This window comes from Nocardiopsis sp. NPDC006832 (assembly GCF_040635885.1).
GTDB lineage: Bacteria > Actinomycetota > Actinomycetes > Streptosporangiales > Streptosporangiaceae > Nocardiopsis.
The window spans coordinates 103,936-119,424 of record NZ_JBEYLC010000001.1 but is presented as its reverse complement, the minus strand read 5'-3'; the positions used below and the strand labels follow the sequence as shown (position 1 = coordinate 119,424).

The following is a 15,489-nucleotide window of genomic DNA, read 5'->3' as shown; positions in this document are numbered from 1 at the left end:
CGCTTTGGCGTGTTCGGGCGCCTGGGAGTCAGGAACCTTCGGCGCCTTGGTGGGATAGCGGAAAAGCGTGCTATCCCACCGCCGGCACCTCCAGAACCCTGACGGCGCCCGAACGGGTAACCCCCCGTGGTTCACTGAACCGGACCTGGGTCAGCGGTGGAACCTTCGGGGGTGAGTCGTTCGGTTCGCGAGGTTGAGTCGGGCGGGGAACGGGAAGAACGGTTCCCCGCCCGACTCCTCGGCCTTCGAGGAGCCGGGCGGGTGGTTCCTACGGCTCACCTGAGGAGGCGATCGGATGAACCGCACCACCCGACGAGGGGTCATCTCCGACTGGGGCGGCGTGCTCACTCCGCCACTGATCGACGGAATCCGGGGCTGGCTCCAGGACGACGCGATCGACGTCGACCACTACTACGAGGTCACCCGGCCCTACTTCGACGGCAGCCTGGCCGACAACCCCGTGCACGCCCTGGAACGCGGCGAGATCGACACCGCCGAGTTCGAACGGGACCTGGCCGCGCTGCTGCGCTCCACCCACGGTGGCCCGGTCGAGGCCGAGGGACTCATCCACCGGATGTTCTCCCGCTTCGACCCGGTCCACGGCATGTACGAAACGCTCCGGTCGGCCCGGACCGGCGGGCACGCCACGGCGCTGTTGTCCAACTCCTGGGGCAACGGCTACCCGCGTGAGCGCTTCACCGCCACCTTCGACACCGTCGTCATCTCCGGTGAGGTGGGCATGCGCAAGCCCGAGGAGCGCATCTACCTGCACACCTGTGAACGGTTGGGACTCGCGCCCGAGGAGTGCGTCTTCATCGACGACCTCGAACACAACGTCACCACCGCCGAGTCCCTCGGAATGACCGGCATCCTGCACACGGACGTGGACAGCACCCGTGCGGCGCTGACCCGCTTCCTGGTCCCGGAGGGCGACCACCAACGCCAACCGGTCTGATCCACGACGGGGCGCGGGTCCGGTCACCTCGGGTTCTTTGGGAAACTCGTAGTGAACCCGATCGCGCCCTGGAGCCTCGATGTACGTCTTCCTGCCCAGCACCGTCCCCGCACTGGCCGCCCTCCTCGACGAGGGCCGCCTGGAGGCCGAGCCCCTGACCGCCTTCACGGCCGAACCGGGGCCCGGCGGTGACCCCGAGGAGGCCGAGTACGAGGCCATGTACGCGGCCGCGGAGGAGTCGCTGCGGCTGCTGGCCGCCGACCCGCGGGCCCCGCGCCGACGCGTGGTCCTGACCGCAGAGATGCCCGACCACATCGTCGAACACCAGGCCCGGCACGGCGACGGCGTCGCGCGGGTGGGTGTTCGGGCGAGCATCCCCTACAAGAGGTTGAAGGCGGCGCACGTGGACGACGAGCGAGCCGTCGCGGACGTCGCCAAGGCGGTGGAGGACCCCGGGTCCGGCGCCGCCGACGACCACGAACTGCTGTGGTTCGCCGTCCAGGAGATCCGCTACGTGGTCGAGGACTTCCGCGGCTGACGCTCGGTGTCGAATACGGGGCGGCTCTGGCCGGACTCGGACGCCGATTCCCCCCTTATGAGGCCATCCGGCACAATGGGTGGCGTCCCGAAACCCCGAACGCCGAGGAGTAAGCCATCAGCCGCCTGGTGCTATGGAACATCGACCTCACCCTCCTCGACGTCGGTCAGGTCATGCGGGTCGCCTACGCGGAGGCCTTCGAGAAGGTCACCGGTGAACCGCTGGTCTACCTGACGTCGGCAGCGGGCCGCACCGACTCGGAGATGTTCTTCGAGTTCTGCGCCCGCAACTACGTCGACTTCGAAGCCGACACCGAGACGTTGGCCGACTTCCTGGCCGCGTTGGAGACCTCCTTCGCCTCCCGTGGCGACCAACTGTTGGCCAAGGGGCGTGCCCTGCCCGGCGCATCGGCGTCGTTGGCCGCGGTGGCGTCCATGCCCGACACCGTCCAGACGGTGGTCAGCGGCAGCACCCGGGCCAACGCCACGGCCAAACTGGTGGCCTTCGGTCTGGACACCTACCTCAACCTGGCCGTGGGCGGGTTCGGGTCGGTCAACTACCCCAAGGCGAGCCTGATCCAGTCCATCCGACTCCACGCCTCGGGCGAGGGCGGACGGGCCTACACGGAGGAGGAGACGGTGTTCATCGCCGGTTCCGTCCCGGACGTGCGGGCCGCGCTGATCGGTGGGGCGACCCCTATCGGAGTCCTCAGCGACTCCTCCACCGAGGGACAGCTGCGGGATGCCGGGGCGCAGATCATCCTGCCCGACCTGAGCGACCCCCGGGCCGTGATGACCGCGGTCCACCAGGCCACCACGAGTTAGATACATCGCCCTGAGGGGCGGTAACGTCTCCGTAACGACAGCGAGCGTCGTCGGCGAGAAGGGCGTGTTCCCTTTGTGTACTGGTGTGAACCATCGCGATTCCGTCCACATCAACACCGATCACCGTGTATCGGTGTCGGTTCTGTTCTCGGGGATCGAAACCAGTAGCCTGGTCGGGGTCCCCGCTACGGTGGGGGCCGGGCCCCCGCTCTCGGGGTGCCCCAGAGGTGGGAACAACGGTGTTCCCCACCTCGCTTCACGTCACCTGTGCGCACAGGTACGGACCCGACCACGCCGACTTCGGTTCCCTTGTGCCCCAAGGGGTTCACGGAAACTCACAGTCGACCACAGAAGTTCACGGATCCGACGGTTCGGCCGGCCGACCGGCCGACACGTCACATGACCCGCTGTCCTTCGCGACGCTCGTCCGACGCCGCTCACAAAGGAGTGAGATCCCTATGTCCGGGCAATCCGACGTCATTCTCCAGAAGTTGCTCAACGACGCGGCCTCTCGGTGGAAACCGGGGGCTCGCCTGAGCCCCGAGGCCGCCGACGCGATCCGCCGTTTCCTTCCCCTCTACTACCGCCACACGGATCCCGAAGAGATCGGCGACCGTTCCCCCGAACAGATCTGCGGCGCCGCCGAGGCGCACCGTTCCTTCGGCACCGAGCGCACCCCCGGGCGCGGCAAGGTCCGCGTCTACACCCCGGACCTCGAACGGGACGGGTGGGAACAGCAGTCCAGCGTCGTCGAGGTGATCACCGACAACGCGCCCTTCATCGTCTCGTCGGTGACCATGGCCCTCGCCGACCTCGGTGCGGGCGTGCGCGCCGTCATCCACCCCCAGATGACCGTCGGGCGCGACCTCTCCGGCCACCTGATCGAGATCGACCCGGAGATCGGCGGCGACGGCCTGCTGCCCGTCGACGAGTCCTGGATGCACGTCGAGATCGATCGGCAGAGCGATCCCGAGCGGGTCAAGGAGATCACCTCCCGCCTGGAGACCGTCCTCGGCGACGTCCGCCAAGTGGACGAGGACGCCGACAAGATGAGTGACCGGATCCGCCGGATCGCGGACGAGATCTCCGCCGACCCCGACCCCTTGGTCGCTGGAGGCGTCGACCCGCGCGAGGTCGGCGAGAGCGTCGACTTCCTGCGTTGGCTCGAAAGCCGTCACTTCACCTTCATGGGGTACCGCGAGTACGCCCTGGTCACCGACGAGAACGGGGACGACTCCCTGCGTCCGGAACCCGGCACCGGCCTGGGCATCCTGCGCATGGACCCGCCGGCCTCCACCGGATTCGCGGCCCTGCCGCCGGAGATCCGGGCCAAGGCCCGCGAGCCCTACGTCCTGGTCCTGACCAAGGCCAACTCGCGCGCCACCGTCCACCGCCCCAAGTACCTCGACTACATCGGCGTCAAGAAGTTCGACGCCCAGGGCAACATCGTCGGTGAGCGCCGCTTCCTCGGACTGTTCACCTCCCAGGCCGACAACACGGGCATCGGGGAGATCCCCATCCTGCGTCGCAAGCGGGCCGAGGTGCTGTCCCAGGCCGGGTTCGACGCCGAGAGCTACAACGGCAAGGACCTCATCGAGCTGTTGGAGACCTTCCCCCGCGAGGAACTCCTGCAGATTCCGGTCGGCGAGCTCTACAGCATCGTCCGGGGCGTCCTGCGCCTGCGCGAGCGCCGCGGCACCAAGCTGTTCATGCGCCGCGACCCCTACGGTGGCCGCTACATGTCCTGCTTCGTGTACATGCCGCGCGACCAGTACAGCACCCGCGTGCGTCTGGACATCCAGGAAGTGCTCACCGAGGCCTTCCAAGGCGCCACGATGGACCACCACGTGATGATCGGTGCCGCGCCACTGGCGCGCCTGTACCTGGTGGCCCGAGCCGAACACGGGCGCACCCTCGCAGACATCGACCAGGTCGCCCTGGAGGAGAAGGTCCGCGAGGCCGCCAGGTCCTGGGACGTCGACTTCGACGACGCACTCGTGGACGAGTTCGGTCCCACCCGCGCCACCGGCTTCAAGGAGCGTTACGGCGCCGGCCTCACCGAGGCCTACAAGGTCGACAACACCCCGGTCACCGCGGCCAAGGACATCGAGCGCGTCGAAGACCTCCTGAAACGCTTCCCCTCCGATGAGCGCAGCGGTGAGTTCTCCGTCGCGCTCTACCGGGACGACGAGACGAACGACACCGCCTGGCGGTTCCGTCTGGTCCGCCTGGACGAGCCCCTCTCGCTCTCCCGCGTCCTTCCGGTCCTGGAACACCTCGGCGTCGAGGTGGTGGACGAACGTCCCTACTCCCTCGAAGTGGAGGGCGTGGGCAGGATCTGGATCTACGACTTCGGACTCGGGGAGTTCCCCGCGTCGGACCTGCCGCCCGAGCGGATGAGGGTCCTCTTCGAGGAGGCGTTCGACGCCTCCTGGCGCGACCGGGCCGAATCCGACCGCATCAACGCCCTGGTCGTCCGAGCAGGGTTGGACTGGCGTCAGCTCACCGTCCTGCGCGCCTACGGCAAGTACCTGCGTCAGACCGGATCCACCTTCACCCCCGACTACCTGGCCGACGTCCTCGTCGCCAACGCCGGGGTCACCAACCTCCTGATGGAGCTCTTCGAGGCCCGCTTCGACCCGGACCTGCCCGACGAGGGGCGCGAGGAACGCGCCGGCACGTTGGTCGCCAAGATCGAGTCCGAACTGGAGGGTGTGGCCAGCCTGGACCACGACCGCATCCTGCGTTCGTTCCTCGCCGTCATGCGGGCCACCCTGCGCACCAACCACTACCAGCACGGTTCCGAGGAACGGCTGGTGTTCAAACTCAACCCGCAGCAGATCCCGGACCTGCCCCAGCCGCGGCCCCGGCTGGAGATGTACGTCTACTCGCCGCGCGTGGAGGGCGTCCACCTGCGCTTCGGCACCGTCGCACGCGGCGGCCTGCGCTGGTCCGACCGCTTCGAGGACTTCCGCACCGAGGTCCTGGGCCTGGTCAAGGCCCAGATGGTGAAGAACTCCATCATCGTGCCCGCCGGTGCCAAGGGCGGGTTCGTCTGCAAGCGCCTGCCCTCGGGCGGCGGTCGTGAAGCGGTGATGGCCGAGGTCGTCTCCTGCTACAAGCAGTTCATCAGCGCCCTGCTGGACATCACCGACAACCTCGTCGACGGTCGGCTCGTCCACCCCGACCGCACCGTCCGGCACGACGGTGAGGACTCCTACCTGGTGGTGGCCGCCGACAAGGGCACCGCGTCCTTCTCCGACATCGCCAACGGCATCTCCGCCGAGCGCGGCTTCTGGCTCGGCGACGCCTTCGCCAGCGGCGGCTCGGTGGGCTACGACCACAAGGGCATGGGCATCACCGCCCGCGGTGGCTGGGAATCGGTCAAGTACCACTTCCGTGAGCTGGGCGTGAACGTCCAGGAACAGCCCTTCACCGCCGTCGGCATCGGGGACATGTCCGGTGACGTGTTCGGCAACGGCATGCTGTTGTCGAAGCGGACCAAGCTCGTGGCGGCCTTCGACCACCGGCACGTCTTCCTGGACCCCGCCCCCGACCCGCACACCTCCTGGGTGGAGCGGGAGCGCCTGTACGAGCTGCCGCGCAGCACCTGGGCGGACTACTCCACGGACCTGATCTCCGAGGGCGGCGGCGTGCACCCGCGCTCGGCCAAGTCCGTGCCGATCACCCCGCAGGTCCGCGAGGTCCTGGGCATCGACGAGGACGTCACCGAACTCACCCCGGACGAGCTCATCCAGCGCGTCCTGACCTCACCGGTGGACCTGCTGTGGAACGGCGGCATCGGCACCTACGTCAAGGCGAGCTCCCAGAGCCACGCGGAGGTCGGTGACAAGGCCAACGACCCCGTGCGCGTGAACGGGGCCGACCTTCGGGTGAAGGTGGTCGGCGAGGGCGGCAACCTGGGCATGACCCAGCCGGCCCGGATCGAGTACGCCCGCAACGGCGGCCGACTCAACGCCGACTTCATCGACAACTCCGCCGGTGTGGACACCTCGGACCACGAGGTCAACATCAAGATCATGCTCGACCGCGAGGTGCGGGCGGGCGAGCTGGACAAGGACGAACGCGACCGGCTGTTCATCGACATGACCGACGAGGTCGCCTCGCTGGTCCTGGACAACAACTACGCCCAGAACACGGTGCTGGCCGCCGCGCGCAAGCAGAGCTACGAGATGCTGCACGTCCACGGTCGCTACATGCGTCACCTGGAGCGCACCAAGGTCCTCAAGCGCAAGCTGGAGGACCTGCCCTCCGACAAGGCCATCGCCGAGCGCCGCGCCGCCGGCAAGGGGCTGACCAGTCCCGAGTTCGCCACGCTGCTCTCCTACACCAAGATGAGCCTCAAGGAGCAGATCGCGCTGTCGGACCTGGCCGACGACCCCTACCTGGCGCCGACCCTGACGGACTACTTCCCGAAGCCGCTGCGCGTGCGGGCCTTCGCCGACGAGGTGGCCGCGCACCCGCTGCGCAAGGAGATCATCGTCAACCAGGTGACCAACCAGTTGGTCAACCGGTCCGGTATCACCTACGCGTTCCGTCTCAACGAGGAGCTGGGTTCCAGCGCCGCCGACATCGCCAGGGCCTACCTGGTGACCCAGGAGGTCCTGGGACTGCGGAAGCTGTGGGGTGAGCTGGAGGACCTCGACCACGAGATCGCCGTGGACAACCAGCTCGTCCTGTTGCTGGAGGCCCGCAAGCTCGCCGAGCGTTCCACCCGGTGGCTGCTGCGCAACCGCAGTTTCCCGTTCGACATCAGCACCGAGATCGGCTTCTTCGCCGATGGTGTGGGCGAGGTGCTGCCGCAGCTGGTCGACCTGCTGCGGGGCCGTGACCGGGAGGCGTTCGAGGAACGTCGCGACCGGTACGTCGCCCGGGGGGTGCCCACCGGGCTCGCCGAGCGCATCGCGGTCATGGTGCCCGCCTACTCCACGCTGGACCTGGTGGAGATCGCGCACCGCACCGGACGTCCGGTGGGCGAGGTGGCCGCGCTCTACTTCGAGCTGGCCGACCGGTTCAACCTCAGCTGGTGGCGTGAGCGGATCATCGACCTGCCGCGCGACGACCGCTGGGCGACCATGGCCCGAGGCGCCCTGCGCGACGACCTGTACGCCGCGCACGCCGACCTGACCGCGCGGGTCCTGGAGTCCGGCGACTCCACGTCCGCCGGTGAGCTCATCGCCGACTGGACGAAGGCCAACGAGGGCGCCGTGCAGCGGTCCGGGATCACCCTGTCCGAGATCCAGGAGAACGAGCGCTTCGACCTGGCCACCCTGTCCGTGGCCCTGCGCTCCATCCGTTCCCTGGTGGTCTAGGGCGACCGGAGTGGGGGCACATGGAGTGTCCCGAGCGGGCCCCGCACCGTCAGGTGTGGGGCCCGCCCCTTTGTTGGGTCCTACACTGGGTGCGTGGCAGAACTGGACCCGGCAGAGAAGATCAAGGAACTCGCGGCGACCCTGGCGAGTGTGACCGCCGTGTTGGACCTGGAGGCGATGCAGACGCAGATCGCCGAACTGCGCGAGCAGTCCGCCGACCCCGAACTGTGGTCGGACCAGGACAACGCGCAGAAGGTGACGCGTCGACTCTCGACACTGGAGTCCATGGTCAACAAGGTCAACGGCATCGGGCAGCGTCTGGAGGACCTCGGAGTGCTCTACGAGCTCGCCGAGGCCGAGGACGACCCCGACACCCGCGCCGAGGCGGACCGCGAACTAGAGCAACTCCGTAAGGAGATCGGCGAACTAGAGGTGCGTACGCTCCTCAACGGCCCGCACGACGAGAGCGAGGCCATCGTCACCATCAACTCCCAAGCGGGTGGTGTCGACGCGGCCGACTGGGCGCAGATGCTCCAGCGCATGTACCTGCGTTGGGCGGAGCGTCACGGCTATCCCACGGAGGTCTACGAGACCTCCTACGCGGAGGAGGCGGGCATCAAGTCCACCTCGTTCGCGGTCAAGGCCTCCTTCGCCTATGGCACGTTGCGCGGGGAGCACGGAACCCACCGCCTGGTGCGGATCTCGCCCTTCGACAACCAGAACCGGCGCCAGACCTCGTTCGCGGGTGTGGACGTGGTTCCGATGGTGGAGAAGAGCGACCACATCGAGATCGACGAGACCGAGCTGCGCGTGGACGTGTACCGTTCCAGCGGTCCCGGTGGTCAGGGCGTCAACACGACCGACTCGGCGGTGCGCATCACCCACCAGCCGACCGGCATCGTGGTCTCCTGTCAGAACGAGCGTTCCCAGCTCCAGAACAAGGCGACCGCGATGACGATGCTCCAGGCCAAGCTCTTGGCCCGCAAGCGCCAGGAGGAGCAGGCGGCCCTGGACGAGATCCGCGGTGACTCGGTGAGCAGCTGGGGCACCCAGATGCGCAACTACGTCCTGCACCCGTACCAGAACGTCAAGGACGTGCGCACCGGTATGGAGACCGGCAACCCGTCGGCGGTGCTCGACGGCGAGATCGACGCCTTCATCGACGCGGAGATCCGCTGGATGCGCAACCAGGAGAAGCAGGAGTAGGGGCGAGACGAGCCCCGAACACCGACCGGTGTTCCTCCGCCACCAGGGCGGGGACGCGCACGGTCGTTGGTCGATCACCCCGGGTCGCCGAATTCGGCGGGTCCGGGGTGACGTGTCCCAAAGGTGATGACCACGACGCCGCAGTTTTACCGAAACTGCTATATGTGAACGTTATCATCGGTTGACACCTCCGATATGCTCGTGGCTGTTGTCCGATAGTGCGCTGATCTCCACAGATCGCTTGGGCGAGACGGGACCTGGACAATCCGGGCCCCTGTCCCCTCTAAACTGTCGGTGGCCATGCGGCCGGTACGATCCCGCGCGGAGCACCTCCGCCGGGTGCCCATACCTTCGAGAGCCTTGTGATGCGCCTGTGATCCACTTCGATAACGTCACCAAGCAGTACCCGACTCAGAAGCGTCCCGCGCTCGACGGTGTTTCCATCGACGTGGACAAGGGCGAGTTCGTCTTCCTGGTCGGACCATCCGGCTCGGGTAAGTCGACCTTCCTGCGCTTGGTGCTGAAGGAAGAGAGGCCCGACAAGGGCCGCGTGCACGTCGCGGGCAAGGACCTGGCGCGACTGTCCAACTGGAAGGTCCCGCACCTGCGCCGCCGTATCGGCTGTGTCTTCCAGGATTTCCGCCTGCTGCCGAACAAGAACGTCTTCGAGAACGTCGCCTTCGCCCTGGAGGTCATCGGTAAGCCACGGCGGTTCATCAAGAAGGTCGTGCCGGAGGTCGTCGAACTCGTCGGCCTCGAAGGCAAGGCCGGTCGCATGCCGGGTGAGCTCTCCGGTGGTGAGCAGCAGCGTGTGGCCATCGCCCGCGCGTTCGTCAACCGCCCGCAGATCCTGCTGGCCGACGAGCCCACCGGAAACATCGACCCGGCGACCTCCATCGGCATCATGAAGGTGCTGGACCGAATCAACCGCACGGGAACGACCGTCGTCATGGCGACGCACGACGCCGCCATCGTCGACTCCATGCGCAAGCGTGTGATCGAGCTTGAAGAGGGCTTGGTAGTGCGCGACCAGATGAGTGGCGTCTACGGCCAGGCGTACTGAGCCCTGGTACGTTCGTCGCCGGGCCTCGGTCGGCGACCCCGAGACCACCGGCATGGCGAAGCCCCGAAGGATGGACCTTTAACAGATCATGCGAGCACAATTCGTTCTCTCCGAGACGTGGATCGGCCTGCGTCGCAACCTGACGATGACCATCGCCGTCATCACGACGGTGGCCATCTCTCTCACCTTGTTCGGTGCCGGTCTGCTGGTCAACCAACAGGTCGCCGAGATGCGCAACTACTGGGACCAGCGGATCACGCTGACCATCTACATGTGCAACGACATCTCGCCGACCTCGACCTGTCAGGAGAACGGCGCCGCGGGCGAGGGCGACCGTGAGGCCCTTGAGCAGCAGCTTGAATCGCTCAACGAGGTCGAAAGCTTTCGGTACCTGACCGAGGCCGAGGCCTGGCAGGACTTCCAGGAGCGCATCGGCTCCTCCAACGAGGCCCTCGCCGAGGCCGCCCAGGAAGGTGACATCCCGGACAACTACCGGGTGCAGCTCACCGACCCGAACCACTACGACGCGGTGCGCGCGGCCGTGGACGGGGCCGACGGCGTCGACTCCGTCTCCAACGACCAGCGCGTCCTGGAGCAGTTCTTCGGTCTGCTCGACGGTCTCAAGTGGGCCGCCCTGGTGGTCGCGGGCGTGCAGTTGGCCGCCGCCGCGCTGCTGATCGGCAACACCATCCGGCTGTCGGCCTACAGTCGTCGTCGGGAGACCGGCATCATGCGTCTGGTCGGTGCGTCGAACTTCTACATCCAGCTGCCCTTCCTCCTCGAAGGAGCCATCGCCGGTTTCATCGGTGGTGTGATCGCGTCCGGGTTCATCGTGACCACCAGGTTCACGCTGCTCACCCAGATCGAGGAGTGGTTCCAGTTCGATGTGGCCTTGGGCACGACATCGCTGCTGTCCGTCATCGGCGTTTCGATGGTCCTCGGTGTGCTCCTGTGCACCGTGACCTCGTTCCTCACCCTGCGCCGCTACCTGAAGGTCTGACGGCACCACCGTCGGAAGGGACCGGCGGGCGCGGAACACCGGGGGGCCACTGGCCCCCCGGACTGATGAAGGGATCCATCCGTGGCCAAGGAAACCGGGCACAAGATGATCGCCCAGAACCGTAGGGCGCGGCACGACTACCACATCGACGACACCTACGAGGCGGGCCTTGTCCTCACCGGGACCGAGGTCAAGTCCCTCAGAGAGGGACGGGCCTCGTTGGTGGACGGCTTCGCGCACATCCACGATGGTGAGGTGTGGCTGGAGGGCGTGCACATCCCGGAGTACTCCCAAGGGACCTGGACCAACCACTCCGCCCGCAGATCACGTAAACTACTCCTGCACCGCGAGCAGATCTCCCGGCTGATCGGTAAGACCCGGGAGCCCGGGCGCACCCTGGTTCCGCTGTCCCTGTACTTCAGTGACGGTAGGGCCAAGGTCGAGATCGCTCTGGCCCGCGGTAAGCGTGAATACGACAAGCGCCACGCCCTCGCCGAACGTGAGGCCAAGCGCGACATGGAACGCGCGCTTCGCCGTCGGCGGTAGCGGATTCTTCGTTGAGGCGCCTGAAAGGAACACACAAGGTGTCCCCCCGTCCCCTCGGCCGCAAGATCGCGGCCGCAAGCAGCGGCCTGGTCGTCGCCCTGACCCTCGCGGCCTGCACGACCCACCCCAGCCCGGAGGTGGCCGTCAGGTCCTTCCTGCTCTCCTGGCAGGACGGGAACCACGCCGACGCCGCGAGGTTCACCACCGGTGACCCGGCCGAGGTGGAGGCGGCGCTCGCCGACGTACACGACCAACTCGACCTGGCCTCGGTCCGGTTCAACCTGGGCGGCATCACCCAGGACGGTGACCAGGCCGTAGCGGAGTTCGAGGCCTCCGCCGACCTCGGCATCGGCGACCCGGTGTGGACCTACACCGGCAGCATGCCGTTGACGGACGGTCCCGAGGGCTGGCGGATCGACTGGTCGCCCGGCGTCATCCACCCCGAACTCCAGGACGGCGAGCGACTCGCCGTCAGCTACGAGATCGAGGATCGCGGCCAGATCCTGGACCGGGAGGGTGAACCCCTCGTCTCATCCGACAGCGTCACCGCCTTCGGCGTCCTCCCCGCGGAGATGGACGACAAGGAGGCCGGGGTCACCGAACTCGCCGAACTCCTCGACGAGGACCCGGACCCGCTGCTCAACCGGGTGCGCTCCGCCCCGCCCGAGCAGTTCCAGCCGCTGGTGCTGATGCGTGGCGGCAGCGTCGATGGCACCTTGTTGGAGGAGGCGGGGAAGATCTCCGGGGTGCAGACCGAAGAGGTCGAGATCAACCTGTCGCCGCGGGTGGCGCCGTTCCTCCTCGGCGATGTCGCGGGAACCGCCGAGCACCGGGTGTCCTCCCGTGTCGCCGGCGCCTACCAGGCCGGGGACACCGTCGGTCTGAGCGGCCTGCAGAACATCTTCCAGCACGAACTCGCCGGGACCGCCACCACGCAGGTGGTCACCCTCGGCGAGGACGGACGACAGACCGCCGTCCTGGAATCATGGGACGGTGTGCGCAGCAGCGGGGTGCAGACCACCCTGGACCTCGAACTCCAGAACGCCGCGGAAGGCGCCCTGGAGAACCTGCCGGGAGACGGCTACCTCGTGGCCGTCGACACCGGCACCGGAGACGTGCTCGCCGCGGCCAACGCCTCCGGCCAGGCCGCCGACGATGGAGCGTTCACCGGGAGCTACCCGCCCGGGGGAGCCTTCACCCTGGTGTCCTCGCTGGCGGCCCTGGACTCCGGTGCCGTCAGCCCGGGCAGCCCGATGCCCTGCGGCTACCAGTCCGAAATCGGTGACCGGACCTTCACCAACCCCAGCAGCGGTTTCCTCGCCGGGGAGCCCGACCTGAGCCGCAACCTGTCCTTCCTGTGCAACGTCGGCTTCGTCGACATCGCCTCGGATGTGGGCGGCGACCAGATCACCGAGTCCGCCGCCGCCCTGGGACTGGGTGCCGACTGGCAGCTGTCCCTGCCGGCCGACTCCGGGGTCGTGGACATCAACGATGACGAGGCCGATGTGGCCGCCGCCATGGTCGGTGAGCACGGGGTCCAGGTGAGTCCGCTCGCCATGGCCCTGGCCGCCGGCGCGATCGCCGACGGCACTTGGAACTCCCCGACCCTCGTCCCCGAGGAGGGGCCGGCCCCGGCCGGCGCCGGTGAGCTGAACGAGGCCCACCTCGAAGTGATCCGCGAAGGCATGCGCGACGCCGTCGTCAACCGCTTCCCCGAGGTCGGCGTGGGTGAGGAGCCCGTGTACGGGCAGGCCGCCCGGGCCGAACAGGACGACACCGCCCTGCACTGGTTCGTCGGCTATCGGGGCGACGTCGCCTTCGCCGTTCTCGCCGAGGTCGAACCGGAGATGACGATGTGGCAGCAGTACGCCGTCACCGCCGCCACGAGTTTCCTCGCGGGCAACGCCGCCGAAGGCCAGCAGCAGCCGCTGACCGACGACCAGCCGCTCGCCGAGGTCATGCCGGAGTCCGACACCGGTCCGACCGAGTAGCACGGAAAAAAAGAGGCCGCCGCCGGAGCAACCCACGGGCGCTCCGGCGGCGTCTTCATGGGTAACTGGGACCGCATCAGGGGGTAGCGGACCAGTTCGATGAGGCAGGATCTCGTCTCGGGGGAGACCCTGCCGGTTCCAAAGGTCGGCCAGACCCTGCCGACCGCCCCCGTGAGTCGCGTCGACCAGATCTTGAGTCCGCCTCACGGGGGTTTCTTCCTGAGTAGGTCCCCGAGCCGGGAATCAGCTTGGCCCCCCGAACGTTGACCCGGTAGAGTGACGAACACGCGAGTGGTTCGCCGCTCGCATGTCGGTCGACACCGAACCCGTGCAGACGGGATCCACGTCGGCTTTGACAACTTCACAGGGGGTGATCGGTTTCGACTTCGGTAGTCGTTCCAGGGGAAGCGGGTCGAGGGTTGTGTTTGTGACCTCGTTAATCCTGCATTCGCATAAATTCAAGTGCCAATTCTAAGCGCACTGAGTTCGCTCTCGCTGCCTAAGCGATTGTGACTCTGTCGGTCCGGGCTCGTCATCGGCTCGGGATCCGGCACCATTTAGATGACTCACCGCTCAGATCAGGCCACGGGGCCTGAGCGGGACACTCACGTGGCTGGGCCTGTCAGCGATGTGTCTGTGCAAGCGCTGGGGCCGAGTAGAACGACACCACAGACTGCACCCGGAGAAGCCCTGGCTCGTTGCTGAAGGACGCGGGTTCGATTCCCGCCACCTCCACGGACTCAGGACGACCCTGCTCGCGCGTGAACGCGCTCGCCGGGTCGTCCTTCGTCGTTTTCGGGGGGAGACCCCCCGGCCCCCCGAGGTACCCCCTGATGGCCTGGGTCGTTTTGATCGGTGTGGTGGGTGGGGGGTTCTGTTGTGACGAGAAGGTGGGACGATCGTGCTCGCGCGTGAACGCGCTCGCCGGGTCGTCCTTCGTCGTTTTCGGGACCTTCCGGCCCTTGGGCCGCGCTTCGGCGTGGTCCGGGGGCTTTTTCGCGTTCAGGGGTCCTGAGCGGCGAGGGCGATGCCCAGGGGAGACCTGGCGTAGAACACCTCGCGGCCGGCGCGCCAGGACTCCAACAGGCCCGCGTCGCGTAGGGCGGAAAGGTTGACCGACACCGTGGCCGGAGCCAACCCCAGGCGCGCGGCCAGGTTCCGGGTGGTCTCGGGGACGATCAGGTGGGTCAGGATCCGAGCGCGGGTGCGTCCCAGGACCGCCGACAACGCCTCGGAGGAACGTTCTCCGGGTGACCACAGCTCACCCACTCCCCGCACCGGGTAGATCAGGGTGGGCTGCCACGGCTCCTCACTGATGAGGATCAGCTCGGGCCAAACGAAGGCGCTCGGCATCAGCAGCAGCCCGCGGTTGCCCAGACGCAGCCGTTCGGCGGCGGACGGCCCCGCCACGTGGAGAGTGTGGCCGTCCCAGGTGAGCCGCCCGTCCAGGTCGGTCATGAGGGCGGCCAATCCGTTCCGGGCCAGAGTGTGGGCCCGCAGGGACAGGTCCGCGTCCAAGAGGGCGCGCAGACGTGGCCAGTAGGGCCGGACCAGGTGCTCCCAACAGGTGGCCAAGAGATCGGCCAGCGTGTCCCGGGTGGCCCCGGGGTCGGCCAACAGCGGGTCGGTCATGCTCGCGGGCAGCCCGCGGCGGGGGTCCAACAGGCAGGCGCGCAGTTCGCTCGCCACCCGGTCGGTCGGGGTGGACCTGACCTGGATGAGTCCATCCTCGAAGGAGGTGAGCGGACCGGCCGGGGGAGGACTCAGGAAGTCCGGCACGTAACCGGGGCGAGGGAAGAGCAGACGTGCCGGGGACAGGTCGACGTGGTCGGGGAGCCGGGCGGCGCGGACCCACGGCAGGTGGAAGCTCTGACGGTGGGGTTCGAAGAGGGTGTGCAGGGCGGCCAGGGTCTCCCAGAGCGGAGAGACGGCGAACCTGCAACGCAGCAGGTCCTCGTGTTCGAAGACCACCTGTCCCGGCATGGATTCGAACATACCCGAATCCGTTGAGGGGCCCGTTCATCGGGCGGAGG

Annotated in this window: 10 protein-coding genes and 1 other RNA gene; 10 read left to right on the top strand and 1 reads right to left on the bottom strand. The window is 67.7% G+C overall.

Annotated elements, in window-relative coordinates; translation table 11 throughout:
• The first annotated feature begins 295 nt into the window (after positions 1 to 295).
• From ABZ717_RS00500 to ssrA, 10 genes are all read left to right on the top strand, one after another.
• Positions 296 to 955 carry an HAD family phosphatase gene (locus ABZ717_RS00500; protein WP_358503269.1) on the top strand — a complete coding sequence of 220 codons (660 nt, stop codon included), beginning with the start codon at positions 296 to 298 and terminating at the stop codon, positions 953 to 955.
• Positions 956 to 1,034: 79 nt separating this feature from the next.
• A complete protein-coding gene (locus ABZ717_RS00495; RefSeq protein ID WP_358503266.1) occupies positions 1,035 to 1,493 on the top strand; it encodes a hypothetical protein in 459 nt (152 codons plus the stop codon).
• 116 nt (positions 1,494 to 1,609) lie between these two features.
• Positions 1,610 to 2,317 carry a haloacid dehalogenase-like hydrolase gene (locus tag ABZ717_RS00490; protein WP_358503513.1) on the top strand — a complete coding sequence of 236 codons (708 nt, stop codon included), beginning with the start codon at positions 1,610 to 1,612 and terminating at the stop codon, positions 2,315 to 2,317.
• A 458-nt stretch (positions 2,318 to 2,775) separates the two neighbouring features.
• Complete coding sequence (locus tag ABZ717_RS00485) at positions 2,776 to 7,650, top strand: NAD-glutamate dehydrogenase (protein WP_358503263.1); 4,875 nt, start codon at positions 2,776 to 2,778, stop codon at positions 7,648 to 7,650.
• Positions 7,651 to 7,743: 93 nt separating this feature from the next.
• On the top strand, positions 7,744 to 8,856 hold the full coding sequence (gene prfB / locus ABZ717_RS00480; protein WP_358503261.1) for a peptide chain release factor 2: 1,113 nt from the start codon (positions 7,744 to 7,746) through the stop codon (positions 8,854 to 8,856).
• A 373-nt stretch (positions 8,857 to 9,229) separates the two neighbouring features.
• Complete coding sequence (ftsE, locus tag ABZ717_RS00475; RefSeq protein ID WP_067601365.1) at positions 9,230 to 9,919, top strand: cell division ATP-binding protein FtsE; 690 nt, start codon at positions 9,230 to 9,232, stop codon at positions 9,917 to 9,919.
• A gap of 88 nt (positions 9,920 to 10,007) precedes the next feature.
• Positions 10,008 to 10,919 (top strand): permease-like cell division protein FtsX, encoded by a 912-nt coding sequence (gene ftsX / locus ABZ717_RS00470; RefSeq protein ID WP_358503258.1) that lies wholly within the window; start codon positions 10,008 to 10,010, stop codon positions 10,917 to 10,919.
• 81 nt (positions 10,920 to 11,000) lie between these two features.
• Entirely contained in the window at positions 11,001 to 11,465 is a 465-nt protein-coding gene (smpB, locus tag ABZ717_RS00465; protein ID WP_067601371.1) for an SsrA-binding protein SmpB, read from the top strand.
• Positions 11,466 to 11,503: 38 nt separating this feature from the next.
• Positions 11,504 to 13,456: a penicillin-binding transpeptidase domain-containing protein gene (locus tag ABZ717_RS00460; RefSeq protein WP_358503255.1), complete on the top strand. Its 1,953-nt coding sequence runs from the start codon at positions 11,504 to 11,506 to the stop codon at positions 13,454 to 13,456.
• 366 nt (positions 13,457 to 13,822) lie between these two features.
• Positions 13,823 to 14,194, top strand: a transfer-messenger RNA (tmRNA) gene (ssrA, locus tag ABZ717_RS00455).
• A 264-nt stretch (positions 14,195 to 14,458) separates the two neighbouring features.
• On the opposite strand, the gene ABZ717_RS00450 is transcribed toward ssrA, so the two are convergent.
• Positions 14,459 to 15,451, bottom strand: a complete 993-nt coding sequence (locus ABZ717_RS00450) for a DUF5937 family protein (RefSeq protein ID WP_358503252.1) — start codon at positions 15,449 to 15,451, stop codon at positions 14,459 to 14,461.
• Between the last annotated feature and the right edge of the window lie 38 nt (positions 15,452 to 15,489).

Bases quoted from the DNA above. Each gene is read 5' to 3' on its own strand.
- ABZ717_RS00500 (WP_358503269.1), top strand. From the start codon at position 296: ATGAACCGCACCACCCGACGAGGGGTCATCTCCGACTGGGGCGGCGTG.
- ABZ717_RS00495 (WP_358503266.1), top strand. From the start codon at position 1,035: ATGTACGTCTTCCTGCCCAGCACCGTCCCCGCACTGGCCGCCCTCCTC.
- ABZ717_RS00485 (WP_358503263.1), top strand. From the start codon at position 2,776: ATGTCCGGGCAATCCGACGTCATTCTCCAGAAGTTGCTCAACGACGCG.
- ftsX (WP_358503258.1), top strand. From the start codon at position 10,008: ATGCGAGCACAATTCGTTCTCTCCGAGACGTGGATCGGCCTGCGTCGC.
- ABZ717_RS00450 (WP_358503252.1), bottom strand. From the start codon at position 15,451: ATGTTCGAATCCATGCCGGGACAGGTGGTCTTCGAACACGAGGACCTG.